General features: G+C 66.6%; 11 protein-coding genes and 2 pseudogenes. 2 read left to right on the top strand and 11 right to left on the bottom strand.

Annotation, left to right across the window (positions count from 1 at the left end):
- Positions 1–56: 56 nt before the first annotated feature.
- From ACFYXA_RS31580 to ACFYXA_RS31555, 6 genes are all read right to left on the bottom strand, one after another.
- Positions 57–818: a DUF6339 family protein gene (locus ACFYXA_RS31580; protein WP_351945639.1), complete on the bottom strand. Its 762-nt coding sequence runs from the start codon at positions 816–818 to the stop codon at positions 57–59.
- Complete coding sequence (locus ACFYXA_RS31575; RefSeq protein ID WP_389039351.1) at positions 818–1,720, bottom strand: hypothetical protein; 903 nt, start codon at positions 1,718–1,720, stop codon at positions 818–820. The genes ACFYXA_RS31580 and ACFYXA_RS31575 overlap by 1 nt, the downstream gene beginning before the upstream one ends.
- Entirely contained in the window at positions 1,717–3,597 is a 1,881-nt protein-coding gene (locus tag ACFYXA_RS31570) for a hypothetical protein (protein WP_389039348.1), read from the bottom strand. Before ACFYXA_RS31570 ends, ACFYXA_RS31575 begins: the two co-directional genes overlap by 4 nt.
- Positions 3,594–4,610 carry a PD-(D/E)XK motif protein gene (locus ACFYXA_RS31565; RefSeq protein ID WP_389039345.1) on the bottom strand — a complete coding sequence of 339 codons (1,017 nt, stop codon included), beginning with the start codon at positions 4,608–4,610 and terminating at the stop codon, positions 3,594–3,596. The genes ACFYXA_RS31570 and ACFYXA_RS31565 overlap by 4 nt, the downstream gene beginning before the upstream one ends.
- On the bottom strand, positions 4,607–7,189 hold the full coding sequence (locus ACFYXA_RS31560) for a Z1 domain-containing protein (protein WP_389039342.1): 2,583 nt from the start codon (positions 7,187–7,189) through the stop codon (positions 4,607–4,609). The genes ACFYXA_RS31565 and ACFYXA_RS31560 overlap by 4 nt, the downstream gene beginning before the upstream one ends.
- Positions 7,190–7,461: 272 nt before the next feature.
- Positions 7,462–8,751 carry a DNA cytosine methyltransferase gene (locus ACFYXA_RS31555; protein ID WP_389039339.1) on the bottom strand — a complete coding sequence of 430 codons (1,290 nt, stop codon included), beginning with the start codon at positions 8,749–8,751 and terminating at the stop codon, positions 7,462–7,464.
- Between the two features lie 238 nt (positions 8,752–8,989).
- Between ACFYXA_RS31555 and ACFYXA_RS31550 the strand changes: the two genes are divergently transcribed.
- The gene (locus tag ACFYXA_RS31550; RefSeq protein ID WP_389039336.1) at positions 8,990–9,718 is read left to right on the top strand and encodes a very short patch repair endonuclease; all 729 of its coding nucleotides are present in this window, start codon (positions 8,990–8,992) and stop codon (positions 9,716–9,718) included.
- Here the strand turns inward: ACFYXA_RS31550 and ACFYXA_RS31545 are convergent.
- Positions 9,699–9,887 carry a hypothetical protein gene (locus ACFYXA_RS31545; protein WP_255137930.1) on the bottom strand — a complete coding sequence of 63 codons (189 nt, stop codon included), beginning with the start codon at positions 9,885–9,887 and terminating at the stop codon, positions 9,699–9,701. The genes ACFYXA_RS31550 and ACFYXA_RS31545 overlap by 20 nt on opposite strands.
- Before the next feature lie 366 nt (positions 9,888–10,253).
- Between ACFYXA_RS31545 and ACFYXA_RS31540 the strand changes: the two genes are divergently transcribed.
- Entirely contained in the window at positions 10,254–13,214 is a 2,961-nt protein-coding gene (locus tag ACFYXA_RS31540; RefSeq protein ID WP_389039331.1) for an ATP-dependent helicase, read from the top strand.
- A 182-nt stretch (positions 13,215–13,396) separates the two neighbouring features.
- On the opposite strand, the gene ACFYXA_RS31535 is transcribed toward ACFYXA_RS31540, so the two are convergent.
- The 4 genes and pseudogenes from ACFYXA_RS31535 to ACFYXA_RS31520 all read right to left on the bottom strand — a co-directional run.
- A complete protein-coding gene (locus tag ACFYXA_RS31535; RefSeq protein WP_389039328.1) occupies positions 13,397–13,978 on the bottom strand; it encodes a hypothetical protein in 582 nt (193 codons plus the stop codon).
- 110 nt (positions 13,979–14,088) lie between these two features.
- A complete protein-coding gene (locus ACFYXA_RS31530) occupies positions 14,089–18,147 on the bottom strand; it encodes a CHAT domain-containing protein (RefSeq protein ID WP_389039325.1) in 4,059 nt (1,352 codons plus the stop codon).
- Positions 18,148–18,540: 393 nt separating this feature from the next.
- Positions 18,541–18,663 (bottom strand): annotated as a pseudogene (locus ACFYXA_RS31525) (site-specific integrase); the annotation flags it as partial.
- Positions 18,663–19,115 (bottom strand): annotated as a pseudogene (locus ACFYXA_RS31520) (Scr1 family TA system antitoxin-like transcriptional regulator); the annotation flags it as partial. The pseudogenes ACFYXA_RS31520 and ACFYXA_RS31525, both read right to left, overlap by 1 nt.
- Positions 19,116–19,339: the final 224 nt, after the last annotated feature.

Here is a 19,339-nt window from a genome sequence, read left to right as displayed (position 1 = left end):
GGTGACCCCCGGCTGCTTCCCTTCCCAGGGCAGACGCCCTCAGTCGGCTCGAGGCTTTACGCTCCGACCACCACGGACAGCGACTCCCGGAAAACCCCTTCCAACTCCTCGTCGAGCACTTCCGCCGGCAGCGAGTCGAAGGAGATGAAGGCGTTGAGCCTGAGCACCCGCATGAGGAAATCGCGGAGTACCCGTCTCTCCGCGTCGGGCGGGATGTCGAGCGTCTGCCAGACCCGGACGATCGCCCGCACAAGATGCGGGCTGCCGCCGATCGAAGTGCGTCGGGCATAGATCTGATCGAAGGCCGACTCGTTGAGGACGGACAGTGAAGCGTAGAGATCCTCCCTCCCGCCGTCCTCGTCGTGCAAGAGATGCGCTCGCCACCACAACCGACCGAAGATGTGGCGTGTGACGTCGGTCCCCAGCACCCGGTCACGGTGCAGATCCGCGAATCTCCACGCGGACACGTCCGGCAGGACGACGAGGGAGAGAAAGGCCCAGAGATCACCCGCGACCGCCTCCGCCGGAACGATGCCCGAGTCCCGGTGAAGGATCGTCGCCACAGCGATGTCGAAACCCGCCGCCTGCTTCCTGCCGGGCTTGGCGGGATAGCCGCGCTCGGTGGCGCATGCGAGCACCGCCTCGCGCAGGGAGCCGAGACTCCGCTCGGGAAGACGAGCCCCGCCGGTGGCCGCGTAGAACATGGCCGGATGGGAGAGAGCCGAGCGATCACGCAGGTACTCGACCGACCGGTGCAGATACTCCTCCCGGAGGCCGGTCGCGGCCGCGGGCAGAAGACGCGGATGCAGGTAGACCATCACGTCTCCTTGGAGAAGAGGCCGACGGCGTGCTGGATCTTCGCCGAGAAAAGCGCCGGATCCGTGCGACGTGTCATGCGCAGGGAGGTGAGGGATGTACCGGGAAGGAAGGTGTGCAGAAGGCCGAGCAGCGTGTGACCGAGCGTGTCCGGCTCGAACCGGGACGTATCCGTTAGTTCCTCGTCCGCCACGGCCCGCTCGATCATCAGGCGGACGACGTCCTGTCGGACGGCGGACTGGATGAGCCGTTCCGCGTACGACGCCTTCTCCGCGCGGCGAAGCGCGTTGAGCACGATCGGCGTGCCGCTGTTCACGAGAAGCACGACGGCGCCCATCGTCGCCGCCTCCAGGTTCGGACCGATGTCGAGGTACCAGGGGGCCTTCTCCGGGTAGCCGGCGCTCTTGAAGTCGACCACCGCCATGGGGAACTGCGACGCGTCGCCCTGCAGCCGTACCCCGGCCCGGTGATGCCAGAGCACGGATCCCGCGCGCCGGGGGCCGGTCGGATCCGGGTTGTCCAGAGCCTTCGCGAGGACCAGCTGGGTGTCGACGGACAGCTGGCCGCCGCTGTCGCGTCCGATCACGGTAAACGAAAGCTGTGCCGAGCGGGTGCCCCCGCCGTGCAGTGTGATCCGGTCGGCCAGTCGTCGAAGGCCGCTGCCAGTGGAACTCCAGATCACGGAGAGGGCGAGCTCGGCCTCGTACGGGAGTCCGGCCGAAGCCCTAACCGCGTCGAGGTCGACCTCGACCACCGTCTCGAGGGACAGGTCCCTCTGGAAGTCCCAGTCGGGTATGAAGGCGGGCAACGGCGCGGCTTCCCCGTCCTCGGACTTGAGGGACCACTCGGCCATCGTCACCGATCCGACGGCCGCCCTGCGATAGGGGTAGGCGCGACGATTCACCGGTCGCCACCCCCCGCCTCCGCCACGACCGTCAACTCGGTCATGGTGTCGGGGGCCGGCCTGACGATCAGGGACCAGACCGTGCCGTCACCGCCGACCGCATGCAACGAGGACCCGTTCGTCATGGGCCCGTTCCCCGCACGCCATCCCAACACCGTGGGGATCGACGCCCCGATGGGTGGCTCCGTCTCGACACCGCGGTCGTCGCCCAACGCGACGACGGGACGACCGTGTACGACGCAGAAACCCGCGTCGGGCAGGGTGAATCGCTGGACGAGGACGGCTTCACCGTCGACGACGTCGTGTTCGGGGGCCCCGTCGTACAGAACGCGCCGGCGACCGGAGGGGGCGCTCGATCCTCCTCTGGGGCCGGGGATCCCGCCGGGTCCGGCCGTACCCGCGGATCCCCGCCCGGTACCCGCGGCCCCTCCGGGGGACGCCGTGCCCGTGGCGAAAACGGCCTCCGCGCCCTCTCCCGCCGTACCCGCCATGAGCCCCGCCATGAGTCGGCTCATCCCCGCAAGGGAGACGCCTTCGCCCGCCTCGTTCGCCACCGGGGCGGGTCCGGAAGCCTCCTTCATGGCGTCGCTGATTTTGCGGAGGGCGTGCTTAGCCAGGCGATGTTCGTCCCCGCTGAGTTTGTCCACCAACCAGGCGTCGTGCGATGCGGGCTCCGCCGCCGCGAAGACCCGGTCCATGCCGGCGTCGGCGCGGAAGACCGCGGCGTAGCCCCCGCTCTCCTCGAAGAAGGGGGGTCCCTCGAGGTACTTCACAACCAGATCGACCGGTCGCATGAGGCACGTGTGGTGAAGCCGCTCCCCGATCCCCGCCTCCTGCGCCACCCGAGGGGGTCTTCCTTGGGGTGAGATGAACTTCCGCATGCCGAGTCTGCCGAGGATGCGTCCCAGAGACTTGTGTTCGACGAGGCGATTCATGTCGTCGTAGGCCCAGACGAACGGGCGCAGGTGGGGTACCTCCGACGGCCTGGGAACGGGAACGGTCCGGCCCTCATGACTGGCGGAGAAGCGCATGGGCGCGTCGCCCCCCTCCGGGAGCATCTTCGGCCAAAGGTTCCAGACCATCGCGTCGACGATCCACCGCATGGCCTCGGCGTCGTCGCGTTCGCCGAAGACGGGGTCGAGGATCACGACGGAGGTCCCGGTCTCGCCGTCGGGGAGGGAGTCCAAGCCGAGACTTCCGGCGACCTCGTCCGCCTCCTCCCCGACCAGCGGCTCGACGTAACCGTGCCGGACCCTTCCCCAGAAATGGCGGCCGGTGAACGTCTTCGCACCGTCGTCGCCTTCCACGGTGTAGCTCTCGTGCACCGCCCACCCGATGAGTCGGGTCTCCAGCCGGTCGTCCACCCGACAGCGCGTGTGCACGACCACCGTGTGCGAGGCGGAGAGGAGGTGGAACACCGCCTTTCCGAAACCGTAGGTGCCACCACGACCGGTGATCTTGCTCGAGCTGCCTGTCTTACGGACGAACGACGCGAAGTCGGACTGCCCGGGAACCGCGACGTCGGCGCGGGTGGGTCCACCCAGTCCCCTCGTCCCCGTGTCGGTCACGGTCAGGATGCGCAGGGAGGGACGTGCCAGCGAGGCACGAAGTTTGAGGTGTCGAAGCTGGGGTGCGCCCGCGGCGAAGAGATCGCGCCATACCGGCGCCTCGCTGGGACCGAGAGTGCGCAGTTCCACTCGGTAGTCCACGGGGCCGTTCCCGGTCCGCGCGTCCCAGCTGTTCTGGGCCGACTCCCTCACGAGAAGCGTCAGCGGGTCGAGCTCGGTGCCGTCGAGGTTCTTCAAGGCGCCCTCGGCCGTCCCTCCGCCGCCGGGGGCATAGGGTTCGGACGACCAACGCGGGGATTCCGCGGTCATGAAGTCCGTCCCATCTCGTCCAGGAAAGCGTCCACGGCCGGATCGTCCAGCATCGGCGAGTGGACGCCCGCCAGATCGACGGTGTAGCGAACGTCCAGAAGTCCGTCGGGTACCGGCTCCATCAGAGAAGCCGCCGTGAGACGGGGGAAGGCCCCGTCGACCTCGTACCAACGTTCTTCAACTGGTGACACACGCAGCGCGCCTTCGTCGTCCGCCCGTCCGTGCCGGTAGCCGAGACGTGCAAGTCGAAGCCACAGTTCCGACTCGTCGATGCACAATCGCGCCGCCTCCGCGGCGAGCTCGCCGACGGTCCGTCCCCGCGGAGTCCGTTCGAACCGATGCCAGGCCAACACCAGACGACCGTCCTGCGGCACCTCCAGCTGGTCGAGTCCGTGGACGTCGAAAGTCCTGCGCTCCGACGTCGTGTGGGTGCTCTTCACCTCTACCGTGTGGAGGCCGTCGGAGAAGTCGTGCCGTCCGCCCTCGGGACCGGTCCACAACCTCACGGCGCCCGGGTCCTTGTCGAGCAGGCGGAGCAGGACCGACAACTCGCCGGCGAGGCCGATCTCCTGCGCCTCGGTGAGCGTGCGGGGTACGCCGCTGAAGAGCTGGCGCCAGCGGTTCACCACCGCCAACGTCGTGCGGTAAGGCTGCCGTCCGTCCGCCTCCAGGGCCACGAGGACGTCGGCGCACAGACCCGTGAAGACGTCGTCGAGATCCCTCCGGGTGCAGACGACGTCTGCGAAACGGCCGTAGGTCTCGTCGTCCTCCAGCGCCCGCTCTGTGACGCGGAGTGTTCCACCGATCCGTCCGGTGGGGATCCGCCGGCGTCCCCGGAGGGGGATCAGCAGGTGGCGCAACGAGTTACCGTCGGTCGCCGCGGAGACCGGCCCGTGCTCTGTGACGACGGGAAGCGGGGAAGTCCTGAGAGCGGCTCCGGGGCCGAGCGGGGTCAGGTCCAACTCGGCCCAGTGCCGATCGAGCACGCGTCGCAGATCGGCGCCCCCGCTCAACTGTCGTCCTCCTCGAAGAGCAACGACAGGTCCTCCTCCTCGTCGTCCTGTACGCGGGACAGGTCGGCGCTGTAGTACTCCACCTCGCTGTCTTCCCCCCGAGGCATCGGGAAGACCAGACCGACGCCGATGACGTGGTCGACGGCGTCGAGCGGGGCACGGCTTTTGCGATTCGTCGGTGAAGGCGACAGGGCGTCGATCGGGTAGAGGGTCAACAGCGCGGTGTCCGGTGCCTGCTCACGTCTGGCGTTCTTGAGCGCCTCCTCGTTGATCTCCGCCACCGCACCGAGGTCGAGGTCGACGCCGGCGTCACGACGGCTCATCAGGGTCTTGATGTCAGCGGCGTCGCTCCCGCTCTCGCCGAGCTTCGCTCGGATGACGCGGTCGACGGCGAGCCCGGGGGCGAACTCGTACCGCTTGTCCGGGTCGCCGCTGAGCGGATTGCCGATGATCGCCACGTTCCAACGCTTGAGCGCACCGCCGCCCCCGGATCGCACCCGGCGCTCGACGTAGCTGCGCAACAGATCCGCGTCGCACTCCAGCGACTTGCCGTGGAAGCGGTATTCGTCGAGGAAGTCCAGGACGATGTCGTAGGGCACACCTCGGAGGATGTGGCGACCCTGCGTCCCTCTGTCCTCGTGCCGGGCTCCCGCCAGTCGCAGGGAGCGGTCGACGAGGTCGTGGGCGGCCTGCCGGTTGGCCTGCAACCACTCGGCGTCCCGCGTACGGAAGTAACGGGTCTGCACCCGCTGCCCTCCGTACGCCGCGCTCGCCTTGACCGCGTCCCGCATCTTGCCCGCAGCCGTGATACGGAGCGACGGGTGGGTTCGCATGCGGACGGCGAAGGTCCTGGGCGTCTTGTCTTCGATCATGTACACATCGATGTCTCGACGCATCTCCGACTCGACGGTGGCGATGTGCCGGAACCAGTCGCGCATCCCGTCCGTCATCCAGATGCGCGGCAGGTCCGCGTACCCTTCGCGGAATCCGAACCAACGGCCCATCTGCAGCAGCGAGTCGTACGTCGTGGCGTTTCGCACGAAGTAGCTGACGGCGAGCCCTTCGAGGGTCAGGCCACGCGACAGGGTGTTGCCGCCCACGGCGATGGCGACGACCGGACCGGCCTCGTAGTCCAGTCGCTTCACACTCTTCGAGTTGTCCAGGATGATGCGGCAGTCGTCCACCACACCGGCCAGCAACGGCAGGAGGGCGTCGAAGGGGACGGGCGTCTCCCCGAGATCCGGCTCGTTACCGGGGACGCGCGCGACCTCGGCCTCCCAGAGCCGCCTCAGCTCGTCGAGAAGCTCCCCGTCGGCGGTATCGAGATACCCGGCCGTCCGCTTGCGGAACGCCTCCAAGGGCCCTTCGAAGCTTTCGTGGACCAGGGTGCTGACACTGGTGTGAATCAGCATCGTGGAATGGGGCACCCCCGTTCCGCGCACTCGTCGGGCGGCGGTGACGAGCCAGAAGTACAGGATGGCCGTCCTCAAGGCACCGCTGATCTCGGGTACAAATCCCTCGATCTCGTCTCGCCCCGGTCGAACGAGGGGCACCTCCTCGTCGGGGACCGTGCGGATCATGTCGTACCCGTCCGGTACTTCCTGCGGGTCCTCACCGTCCAACGCGTCCCGCCCGAAGAGCACTTCGGTTCCGAAGTGCCCCCGCGGTTTCGGCAGGTTGACGACGAAGTCCTCCGGATAGAGGTCCTTGGCGGCGGGGTCGATCAACAGGTTGGCGAAGGGCGTGGCGGTGTAACCGACGTATCCCCCACGGGGGAACAGGTCGATGATCTCCCGAATCAGAGGGTTGGTGCTGCGTGAGGCGACACTCGCCTGGTCGGCTTCGTCGTCGATGATCAGTGTCGGGCAGTTACGCAGGTAGTCGGGCGCCTTCTCCAACCACGCCTTGAGCTTCCGCAGTCTGGGCACGTTCTTCTTGACCACGCAGAGGACGTGCTGCTGGCTCTTGTCACCGAAGAAGGCGGCCGGGTTGCCTGCGGGAGGTTCGAAGTCTCCGACGCGTCCGGTGAGTGTGTGCCATTGGTCTATCACCGGCTCCACCAGCTGCCGCTCGAGGCGGAGCTGGGTCTGCAGCCGCAGACCATTGTGGATGCCTGCGAGGACGATAAAGAACTTGTATCCGGCGTCCGCCGCCTTCGCGATGAGCGCGGTGAAGTTGCTGGTCTTACCCGACTGCACGTACCCGACCACCAATCCCCTGGTCGAGAAGGCGCTCTCCAACGGGTGGTCGAGCATGGAGACGACCTTGGTCGACGCGGAGTCGAGGCCGCGCAGGCTGTCCTCGTTCCAAGCCTGTTTCACCAACAGGTTCCTGAGAGCGGGCCAGCACCGGTCGTCGTCCTGAGGACCTACGTACCAGGTCTCGCGGTTGTTTCGAACGACGGAGCCGGGCTCACGCTTCTCGCGGATGGCGATGGTCTCCTGCTGATGACGTTCCGCGATCCGTTTGGCGAGCTCGTCGGACATGCCGAAGAGCTTGATCGTCGCCAGCGCCTGCTCCGGCGTGTGAGTCTTGATGAGACGCTTGAACGCCTCGTACTGATCTTCGAACTCGTTCAATCCCCACCCCTTGGAATCGCGTCGTTCCGCGATCGTGGGGCCGACGGCCCGGTCGCCGTGCGGTGGGCGTCGGTACCGCCGTCTTGTACGGCCGCGGACGTCGGCTAGGCCGAGGCGCCACCACCTCGCGCCCTCCCCAGGGCACGGGCTGACAGCGGGGCACCCCGACGTCGTTGTCCAGCGAAACAACCTTATATCTGGTTGCTACGCCGACAGGGCCCCAGCGCAGAAAGAGCGCTACCCGATCACAGCCGCACGAGCACGTTCACCGCTCACGCGGCTGTCTTCAGCCTGCGCCGCGGCTTCCGGACGCGGGGCACCCTCGGTGTGCGGGAGTCGTGGAGATCCCTCTGGGCCAGAAGCAGCGGTGCCAGATGCTCGGCGATGGCCCGTCCCAATCCGACGGGCACGGCGTTGCCGATCTGTCGCGCGATCTGGGTCCTGCTCCCACACCACTGGAAGGTCTCGGGGAAGCCTTGCAAGCGGGCCGCTTCCAGATGTGTGATGGGACGGTGCAACCACGGGTGGAGGTAGCGCCCCTTCTCCGGTTTGAAGAATTCCGTACGGATGGTGACCGAGGGCTTGTCTCGATGCAGTCGACCCATGACGTCCGCGGAGCCGGTCTTGTGGTTCTTCCAGCAACGAGAGAGGAGCTCGAAGGGAATGTCGAACCTATTCCCCCCCTCCGGGATGGACCGATAACGCGCCATCGAAATTGGCTTTATGCCATTTCGGCTCAGGTGAATTTCGTCCATGAAGAAAGGACCAGCGACCTCTTGTCCGTTCACGATTTTCCGTCGAGCGGGAAGCTCCGGGGACAACTTGCGCAGGACAAGATCCGAGATCGCCTGCCAAACCGTCCGCTGAGGCCCGTCGGCAGGCCCCGGAATCAATCGGGACTGCAGTTCCATATCCGAGACTTCGTCGACACGACTGGGGGCCCCGGAATCCGAAGGCAACAACAGATCCTTACGGATACCGATTGCAATGGTCCGGAAGCGTCGCTGCGGGACGCCGTGATCGGCGGAGTTGAGAAGGTCATCAAAAATGCGGTACTCGGAGAGAGCTCCCCCAGCAAGCGTTTCACTGATCAGATGTCGAAATTCGGGCGACTTCCTGAATGCGTCGACGTTCTCCATCACAAACACCATCGGCCGGACCGTCGAAACCACTTTCAGGTAGTGACGCCAGAGCTGATTACGCTCATCGTTCGGATCCTGATTACCGAGTCGCGAGAATCCCTGGCACGGTGGGCCACCCAACACGATGTCGGCTTCGGGGAGCGCTCCAGGCCGGCCCACCCACTGTGCGATGTCCCCTTGGTGGATGTGCGCCCCGAAGCGTTCGGAGAAGTTCACGGCGTAGGTAGCCGCCGCAGCAGGATCAAGCTCTACGGCGGCGACCGGGCGGTACACCGCCCGGCCCTCATGGAGGGCCTCCACGAAGCCCTGTGTCAGCCCCCCACACCCGGCGAATAGGTCGATCGTCCGTAGCGGCGGGAGATCGGCGTCGCCGCTGGCCGCCTTCCGGGAGACGCCGACTTCGGGATGTGGTTGGGTCATTGGCGCACTGTAGCCGGCTAGCCGGCTAAAGGACAACCTTGTCACCTTACAGCTCATCGGTGTTCTACGCCGGCCCCCAATCCGGTCACCCACACGGATCCTTTTGGGCGCAAACCACTACGCTCGAAGCGTGGTCCACGTACACACGGCCGCCAAAACCCCCGCTGTCGCTGAAAAGGGCGGGCGCGCCGCCCCAGTCGAGCATCCTCCGCCCCGTGCCTGGCGTCCCCGGGCTGGGATGACAAGAAGCGACCGCGTACGCGAGCAGGATCGGGCCGCTGGCGGTGCGTCCAAGCGGTTCGTCACCGGCGATGACGGCAACAGGGTGCCGGCCACCGTCGTGCTGACCCCTGTACGGAGGACAGATCGCGTCATCGCCCGGCTCCAGTGGACGTCCGCCGGGCGAAAGCAGCGACTTCTTCTCGGTGAGGTCGATCACCCCACCCGCAGCGCCAATCTCCGAGCCGCCTGGCGCCTCGCCGAGGAGACCGGTCTCCTGGTGGAGGAGGACGTAAGGGGGTCATGGGCCACATCCGCAGGCACACGGGCCTCCATGCGCTCGAACAGGGGACGGGACACCAAACCCGAGCGCAGGCTACGGTCGGCATTGCATCGGCAGGGGCTGCGCTACAGAGTGTCGGTCAGACCGGTGCCGACTCTTCGCCGAACCGCAGACGTCCTGTTCACCAAGTACAAGGTGGCGGTTTTCGTGGACGGTTGCTACTGGCATGGCTGTCCCACACACGGTTCGATCCCTTCAAGCAACAGGGATTTCTGGGTCGCGAAGATCGAGGGCAACAAAAGGAGGGACGCGGAGACGGACAGACTCCTGGTGGAACAGGGTTGGTTCGTCGTCCGCGTTTGGGAGCACACGGCGATCGATGATGCGGTGACGCTCGTGCGGCTAGCGCTCGAAGAGTCGAAGAGCCACTTCAGCCCGCGGGCGGTCAGAGGGGACGTCCGTTGATCAGGTCGTCCAAGGCGTCGGCTTCCCTCCGCAGGACGATCCGCCCGTCGCCATCGCTATAGGCGAGGAGGCGTGCGCCGACCGATAGGCCAGCCTCGACGAGAAGCCCCATAGGCAGCTCTACCGAACCGTCCTCGCGCACGACGATCTCAGCCGGTTCTCTGATCATTGAGCCATGATGGCACGTCGCCATGCCTATGAAAGGGCCGCCAGCGCGTCTTCGGGATTTCACAAGGTCCAAAACGCTCAGGAAGCACACCGAGGCAGTTCGCCTTCGCCACTGCTACCGATTCGCCTCTCGGACCGCTGGCCGAAGCCGGACTCGAGCCGGCCATCTCTTCCCCCTCTTGCGAGGGCGACTTGCCACATCGCCCTCCGTCGAGCCGGGGACTGGCTGCGAGACCGTCTGAGATGCGGTCGCTCATGGTGGGTCCGTAGGACGCCTCAGAGCACGAACTCGCAGCTCACCCCGCGTTGTCAGACCCCGCCGGCACGATGAAGGTATCAACGGCCTTCACGAAGGGGTGGACGAGCGGTGGACGTTGAGCAGGCGCTCAAGGGGTGGCTCACTCAGGAGCAGTACGAGGCGGCCGTGGCGCCGGAGCGGGAGGTCCTGGCGATCGCCGGCGCTGGTTCGGGCAAGTCCCGGACCCTTGCGGGCCGCGTCGCCCATCTCGTGGCCTCGGGGGCCCCGCCCGAGTCGGTGGTCGCCTTCACCTTCTCCGACAAGGCGGGGGAACAGATCAAGGTCAGGGTCGCGCAGGCTCTCGAGGTATGCGGTCTGGACCCCCACCTGGTCGGCGGCATGTACATCGGCACCATCCACGCCTGGTGCCGTCGGGTACTCGGTGAGATGGACGCGAACTACCGTCAGTTCGACGTGCTGGACGAGATGCGATATCAGCTCTACCTGATCTCGCGTTACCCGAAGCTGGGGATCGCATCGCTGAGGGATGCCCACCCTACGTCCGGGGGCTTCCGGCACGGGTACTACAAGACCCTGCGGCAGCTTGGCCGAGCCTGGCAGATGATGAACGACGAGCTGCTCGACTCCCGAGAGGTCGCGGCGGAGGACCCCGAACTGGGTGAGGCCCTCGAGCGTCTGCGCAGCCACCTGGAGAAGGACCACTTCATCGACTTCTCGCTGATGCAGCGACTCGTGGTGGAGGCACTCGAGAGTAAGGACCCTGGCGCCGCGCGTGCGCTGGCCTCACTGCGACACGTGCTGGTCGACGAGTACCAGGACGTCAACGTGGTGCAGGAGCGCCTGATCGGGCTTATGCACGCGCATTCGCAGACCCTCTTCGTCGTCGGCGACGACGACCAGGCGATCTACGGCTGGCGTGGCGCCGACGTCACGAACATCCTGGAGTTCACTCGCAGATACCCTCGCGCCTCCGAGCACCGGCTGCTCACCAACTTCCGTTCCACTACGGCGATCGTGGAGGCGGCCGGTGACTTCGCCGCCCAGGAGCTCGGTGCCGTCCGCCTGCCGAAGCGCCTCAAGGCGGCCGCCGATCGAGAGCCCCGTGAATTCGCCGTCCAGCACTTCCCGGACCGGCCCTCGGAGGCGGAGTTCGTGGCGGATCGTATCCAGGAACTCCTCGGCACCGAATACGAGGAGTCCGACGGCACCGTCCGAGGGCTGACTCCGGCGGACTTCGCCGTCCTGATGCGGTCGACGGAGACGTCGGAGTCTGACGGTTCCAAGCGTCACAGGGCTTTCGTAGAGGCGCTGAGCGCCCGGGGCATCCCGTACGCGCTGAACGCCGGCAGTCAGCTGTTCGATCGGGCGCAGCCCGCAGCGATCCGCAGCGCTTTCGGCCTGCTTCGTGACGGTTCCCCCGACCGTGACGAGGTCGAGCGCCTTTTCCGCTCGGATCTCCTGCCGGCGTTCCCGAAGGCGGACCTGAAGCGGGTGAGGGAGGTCTTCGCCGACTGGGGGCGACGGATCCATGCGCCTGTGGCCCAGGGTGCGCCGCGGCAGCGTCTCTTCCCGCAGGAACTCCTGCACGAGTTGTTGCACGCCCTCAACGTCGCTGACAGCGGGTTCGACGACGGGATCATGGCGGACCTCGGCACCTTCAGCCGCATCCTGCAGGACGTCGAGTCGGTCTACGTTTCCATCGACGGAAGCAACCGCTTCGGAGACCTTCTCAACTTCCTGGAAAACGTCGCTGGTGACGGCTACGAGACCGACAATCAGATGGTGAGCCGCCCCGACGCCGTGTCGGTGTCCACGGTGCATCGTGCCAAGGGGCTCGAATTCCCCGTCGTGTTCGTGGTGGACGTGGAGGCCAACCGGTTCCCGGCGAAGCGGCGGAGCTACGACGGGTGGATGCCTACGTCACTCATCCAGCAGGCCCTCGACAACGGTTCCTACCAGACCGGGGATGCGGACCAGGCACGCCTGTTCTATACGGCCATCACTCGGGCCGAGCGCTACCTGTACGTCACGGGGGCGTCGATGCTTCCCGGTGGCAAGCGGGTGTCCCGCGTCTCGCGCTTCGCGGCCCGCTTGTCCCACCCCGAGATCAGACGCGACCTGCTTGACCCCGGCGCCTCGCCCTGCGTGACGCCGCACTCGACTACTCTGCGCCGCCGGGGAGACGAATCGGTCCTACCCACCACTTACTCTCAGATCCGCTCCTACATGCGGTGCCCGTACTCGTACAAGCTGGGCGAGGTCAACGGCTTCTCTCCCGCCATCCCGGAGCTCTTCGGGTTCGGCCGAGCCGTGCACGCCGCCGTGGGCAAGCTCCATGAGATCTACAAGGATCGCCCGCCGACACCTGAAGCCGCCCGTGCCGTCGCCGAGGACCTCTTCCACCTGAAGCACGTCGCGCCCAGCACCGACCCGGTCAACCGCCCGGGCGCCTACGAGCGGGCGAAGCAGAAGTCTTCGGACGTCGTCGCCGGCTACGCCGCCGAGTACGGGCAGGACTTCGAACGGCGGCGCCAGGTCGAGCTGCCTTTCGAGGTGCCGATCGAGGGAGCCGTCATCTCGGGCGCGATCGATCTGCTCCTCTGTGTCGACGAGGCGGAGGAGATCCAGGACGCCAAGGTGATCGACTTCAAGACGATGGAAGGCGGCGAGGACCCGGTCCAGAACGAGGACCTGCACTGGGAGGACTTGTCCCTCCAGGTACAGCTCTATGGCCGGGGGGCCGAAGTCGTCCGAGGCATGAACGCGCGCACGGGCGCCGTACACCTCCTCAAGGACGGCAAGCGCGTCGACGTTCCCGTCGACGTCGATGCTATGAGGGACGCGGTCACCAACGTCGAGTGGGCCGTCGAGCGGATCGTCGAAGGCGACTTCCCGCGGCGCGGTTCGGCAGGCAAGTGCGCTGGCTGTGACTTCAGGCGGCTGTGCTCCCAGAAGGTCGAGCCGTTCGCCACCGATGTCGAGCCGCCTGCCCTCCACTTGCCGGACGGGAACCGCGGGAAGAGGTTCCTGCAGATCGCTGCGTTCTCCCGTACGGGGCCTGGGAAGTGAATCGCCAGCCACCGCTGCCGGACACGCGCTCACGTCCGGCAGCGGTGGCTGCACCGTTCCCATCGGGCGCGACACTTTGCCCGGCTTCGCAGGGCGGCGTGAACTACTGAAGCAACCGAGACCGCGTGAATGCAGTGGTGACTGGGATCACCTGCTTCGGCGCACGAATCTTTCCGTCACGATCACCGAAAGTCTATTGTCCGAAGTGCGGGAGGTAGTACGGCTCGGTATGGGATCAGACCGAGACGGCGCTGTTTGACAGTCGCCGCCATCGTGATGTGGGCCCGTGCTGGCACGCCGGCGGGGACCCGGACGATGAGGGCGAGCGACTCGTCGCCGACCAACGGCGTGCCTGCGGTGGCGCTGAACCGCCACTCAGGGTCGCTGTCGCGTTCTCCCATGCCGACCACGAACAGTTCCTCACGGCCGCCCTGTTCCGGTGCGTACTCGACACCGGCCTCCACGAGCATGAGCTTGGCTGTCAACTTCAGTTGGGCGGAGGGCGAGACAGGTGCGGCTCGCTTCTTCGGCGAGATGGACCATGCGATCGGCTGCCGATCGGCCGGCTCGTCGGGAGCCTCCAGCCGGATACCGATGCCCGCATCCACGAAGGGGGACCCGTCATGAGCAGGGCGGAACGAACAAACCAGGCTGAGGAGCAGGTAGTCGTACTGGTCAGCCTGCGACTCCAGGAAATCTTGCCAGTCCTCGTCGCCCTCGGCGGCCTGCGCGGCGGTGAGGGGACGTACGACGGGGGTACCCAACGAAACCCGTCCTGTCAGAGGGGGCAAGGGGGTGGGCGTCCGAAGGAGGAGCGTCGGCACAAGGTCAACGTCGTAGGCCGGCGCTGCCGCTTCGGTCGTCTGAGGGGGCGTCATGCGGTGGCTCCATCGCGGGAATCGGTGGTCCTGCGCCAATCCCCGATGAAGCAAAAGGCTCCCCAGTCACGGTAGGCGGGATGGCGGGCGCGAGTCATGGACTGGGCGGTGCGGAACGCGGTGCGCCGGTCCGGGTCGATGGCGAGCTGTTCGTACAACGTGCTGAAGAATCCTGTGGCCACGTCCGGAGCCACTGGCCAGAGACACCCGATTATGGCGGTGGCACCGGCTGAGAGGAAAGCAGCGGGTAGGCCGTGCAGGTTGTCGTTGATGTCGAAGCGGCCAAGAGCCGACTCGCATGCGCTCATGGTGACGAGCTCGACGCCGCGCAGGTCGGTTTTGAGGATGTCGTGGGCGAAGACCCGGCCGTCATCGCCGGTCTCCGGATCCGGCGCCAGGTACAGGCACTGGTACCAGGGTGCCCACTCGTTGTGCGACCCGTGGGCCGCCACATGGACGTAGCGGGCTCCGGGTAGGGCTTCGAGGAAACGGCGAGAGGTGGCGGCCGCCCCCAGAACAGGGTCGGCATCCCCCATCGAAGCGGCGATTCGTGTGGTGTGCCCCTCTAAGGATTCGGTGCCGCCGCTGTCGAACGCGAAGGCGACCAGCGTCTGGCGTGGTGCGGGTGGTGCGGGCCGGTCTGGACGACTGAGGAAGGAGAGGCTGGGCGCCTGGGTGACGGTCCAGTCGTCTGCCACCGTGCGGCCGTCGGCGGAGAGAAGGTGAAACGGAAGGTAGTGGAGCGGGCCGTTCGGCCAGACACAGAGATGGGTCTTGCCCTGGGTGAGCCAGGAGGGCAGGGATTCAGTGAATCCGGCCAGATACGAGCGAGAATCATCGGCGAGGAACTGTTGGGCGATGCGGGTTACGTTGCGGTGCAATGGGTCGACGGTGATCTCACGGCGCAGTGCCGCAATCTGAATCGCTGCGGGCGACACGTTGAGGGAGTGGCCGGCCTTCCACACTCGAACCAACCCACCCTCGACGTCCGGAAACATCATCGTGCGATGAGCGAACCCCTCGCGGGTCACCGCGAGACCCTGCAGGGCCATGATGGGGTTGACCGATCCCTGGTGGTGAACCTGGCTGAGGAAGAGCGAGAGCAACACCGTCTCCTCGGGCAGCAGGGTCTGGATTTCGTCGAGCTCGAGCAGCGGGAGCCGTGTCGGCTCCCGCGCTGTGCGTAGTTCTCGGCTGATCCGGCGATCGGCGGCACGCTGCAGGTTGCGCACCTCGGCCTCGGCGCCACTGTCAGGTTCTGCCTCGCCGGAACCCAGGTAGAAGAGCATTGCCGTCTCCGCCCCGCCGGGGAGTTCGAAGTCGGGGAGCGGGTCGGGTAGCCCTGCTTCGACGAGTCGTGCGTGGTGGAGCATCCGATCCAGACCTGTGGAGAACTCCAGTGGACCCGGGCGCTCCGCCACAATGGTGAAGTCCATTCCTTTTGCGGCCTGGTGCACTCTCGAAATCGCCGAGAGATCGACGGTATCGCCGGTCAGCTTGAAGGTCAGCGACTGGTAGAGGTCACGCAGTTTCCAGTCCACTGTCTCGTCCGTCCCATGCCGCAGGAACACGGATGCCGGAATAAGCGCGTGAGCCGCCCGGATCGCTGACAACCCCTCGCAGGCATGTGCGCACTCCAGCCCGGCGTTAAGGGCCGCCAGCGCGAGATCGATCTGTTGGCACGCTCCGAGATGGAATACGGCCGAGGCAAAGTTACGGGCGGCAAGCTCCGGTTCATGTTCGGCCTCGGCACGCACGCCTAAATCATGGGCGAGTACGGCGTCGAGATAGTGAAAAGCGTCGTTGTGCCGCCAGAACAGCTCGGGGTCTAACTGCCGTGCCTCTTCGATGAGGTCGCGACCGACCTCACCGGTCTCCGCTGGGTCGGCATGGGCTGCGAGATGAACGAGTGTTGCCGCGCGTTCTGCGGCGGACCACCCCTCGGCTTCTGCGAGAGCCCGCACGTGGCAAGCGACTGCTTCCACAGGCGCCGATTCCGGGTAGCAGGCCAACCGGTCGTCGATGAGGCAGTGCACCTCACTCGCCCAGCGTAGTCGGCGGTGGGAGTCTCGTGCGAGATCAGGCAGCTCGCGGTCGGCCGTGTCGAGAAGCTGGGCCTGAAGGTCGAGGCGGTGGGCTTCAGCGGCGAGCGTGAGTGCCTCCGCGAAGACACAGGATGCCTCGTGCTCCCCCTGCCGCGCCCGGATGACCGAGAGGGTCACGGGAAGCAAACCGGATAGGGCGTCTGGCAGGGCCAGTTCGCCGAACCGGTACAGGATGCGGAGTACGTACAGACGGCTCAGCGGATCGCGCCGTGGATCCAGGACATCGAATGCCTCGCGGGCGGCAAGCAGGATTTCTCGGTCGTGAGACTGCTGCCGCATCCCGGCGCGGAAGGACAGCGCCTCGGCCAGAGAGCTGAGGACTCGCCCCAGCGCATGTCCCGACGACAGGGCCGCGGCATCCCGGAGGTACCCGACCGCCGCATCTGCCGCTTCCGCAGCGGACGGCATGTCGGGGCCTGCGGTGGGGTCGTCCGAGTGGAGGGACCGGTACCGAATCTGACGGTCCTGCCAGAGGCTGAGCGCGCTGCTAAAGGTCAGCCCTGGCAGTTCGCCGAGGTATGGGCTGAGGTGTAGCAGTCCGGCGGCGAAGAGGGTCTCGGCGAGCTCACCGGTCTCGTTGCGTTCGCGCAGGACTTCGATCTGGGCCCGGACGACGTCGTGGGCGCGGCGGAACAGCATTCCGTCGGGACGTCTGACCAGGCTCAGACGCACGGCTTCGACATACGCGTCGGCCGCCTGCCACCAAGGGCTCTCGGGCCCTGTTCCCCAACGCGCGGTTGCGGCCTCCAGCGCAAGGGTGAGTGTAGGCACAACATCCTCCGGCGCCCCGGAGCCGACGAGGCCCATGGCACCGGTCACAACGGAGCCGACTGCCTCCTTGGAAAGCGGGAAGGCCGGGGCCACTACACGGTGGACCGCTTCATCCTCCGTAATGACCCGTGCGACGATTTTAGAACCGAGTCCGGCGAGGTCTCTTGCTTGGCGCGCGCTGTCCGACGCAAGCGGTGCAGCCGCTTCCTCCTTCTCCCTTTCCTGCTCTTCCTCGGGGCCCAGAACCGTACGGTCGAGAAGCAGGCCCATTGCCTTGCACAGGTATATGCGGTGCTCCGACTCTCGCCCCGAGGCCGTCTCAAGATCGACGGCCAAGCGCAGCCATGGGACAGCTTCCTGCAGCAGAGAGACGGCTTCCGGTAAGGGCTCGCGCTCAGCGCGGCGGCCGAGGGTTACTCCAATGCTTGCCGCCGCGTCCGCCTGTTCGGCGGAGCCTTCCGGGGCCTCGGCGAACGCCGTGCGCGCCGCGGACTCGGCCACAGCGAGATCGGCGAGGTCGGCGGAGAGCCCGTGTCGCTGTATGTGGACGCTTGCGAGGGTCAATCGGCGACGGGCACGCCGGGCGGGCGACTCCTCGGGGAGCGCGGCCACGGCAGCGAGCAGTTCGACGGCGGAGTCGGCATCGACCATACGATCGGCGAGCGCGCGGTCGGCGACCGCCGCCCGGTCGCGCAGGGCGATGCCCAGCGTGGTGTCGCGGTAGGGGGTGCTGGCGGAACCGTGGAGTAGGGCTATCGCCTCGTCGAGCGCCGACGGCTCGCCGCTCTCCTCGGCGTCCTGTACGAGATCGCTTGCGTGGTCGACGGGGTCCTGCCACGGATTGTGACCGGTTTCCTCGGTGAGCTGAGACCACAACTCACGGGGCACGCGCCGATGATCTACCAGGTACAGCAGGCCGAAGACATGCATCGCCCTGGTGTGGTCGGCGGCCGACAGCGCAACGTCATCGTGTGCGAGAGACCGTGCCCAGTGATATGCGGCGACCGTGTACAGGATGTCGGCGTCCACCGCCCCTCGCTGCTCCAGGCCCCCGCCTGCGACCGCCATCAATTCTGCGGCGGCTTTGACCCCTGCGTCGTCGAGTACCGCATCCGGCACCCCGCCGCTACGGAAGGCCCTGACTCTGTCGGCCAGCTCTCTGAGCAGCGCATCCCTCACCCCGTAACCTCCTGAGCGCCCAGGGTAGGCGATCGCTCCATCAACCGCTGGCACCGGCAAGAGTCGGTGCTGCGTCCGACGCATTGACAGATCCGCCTGTTTGAGCGGACGGCGCAGCATCTGTTGGACCTGGGAGCCATCTGGGAGCCGACCCGCTCCCCGAGCCCCTTCCAGGCCACGCGACACCACTACAGCCCAACGCTTTGATCAGCGCAAATACCAACCGCACTGGCGAGAACACCAACCGAACCTCATTCGGGACGAAGAGGTCGTGGGTTCAAATCCCGCCACCCCGACAGCCGAAACAGCAGGTAGACCACCTAGGAACGTTCCTAGGTGGTCTTCTTGTTCTTGCCTGCGTGTCTATCTGAGTGACTACCGCTTTCTGCGTGCCTACGAGCGCCGTTCCTGCGTGCCGAAGATGCCGTCCATGACCACGGCGCCGGTCTGGATCACGGGCCGGATCTGCTTCCGATAGACCTCCTCGGTCACAGCCGTCCCCGAGTGCCCGACGAGACACGGGCAGCGACCGCACGACCGACGCCTTCAGGAGTGGAGTCCGGTGCACTGCCGAAGACGTGCCGGGCGTACTCAGCACTCTGGAGCATGGCCGGCAGGACGACGCATTGGAAGGAGCGGACCAGCCGAGCGGACCGCACCGCTTCATCGAGCGGCGACCCGGCAGTTGCCTCAGCACCGGCCAACTCCACAGTGCCGGGAGCGGCCTCCACGGCGACCAGGAGGTCACGCACCTCCCGAGTGGTCGACTCGTCGAGACCGAGAGCGCGAGTCAAGCGGCCCAAGACGTCGACGCTGGGGACCATGCGTCCGTTCTCCACCTTGGACACGGTGGGCTGACCAACTCCGGCCCTCTGAGCCAGCACGGCCCCAGTCAGACCAGCCTCACCACGAAGCCCCTTCAGGCGCGCTCCGAGCGCCTTCATCCGCTGCTGCCGCTCACTCCCCATGACCAGGGTTCTACACCACGAGGCAGCCAAGCTCAGAAGCCTGATTCGCGACGATCAACGATTCCGATGACCCAGCATGATCACCTGTTACAGGTTTCCCTACCTCATCAAGGCGGCTCGCTCCGCTCCCCGCGCGCGGCCCGGCCCCCGGCCGGGCCTGCGCTCCTAATGGCGCCGTAAGACGCTTGGCGGTGTCTCATGGCCGGGTGTCCTTGGGCGGGTGG

The organism is Streptomyces sp. NPDC002566, from assembly GCF_042889585.1.
Classification (GTDB): Bacteria; Actinomycetota; Actinomycetes; order Streptomycetales; family Streptomycetaceae; genus Streptomyces.
Note: the sequence above shows the minus strand (reverse complement) of the source record. Positions and strands in the feature narration are given on the sequence as shown.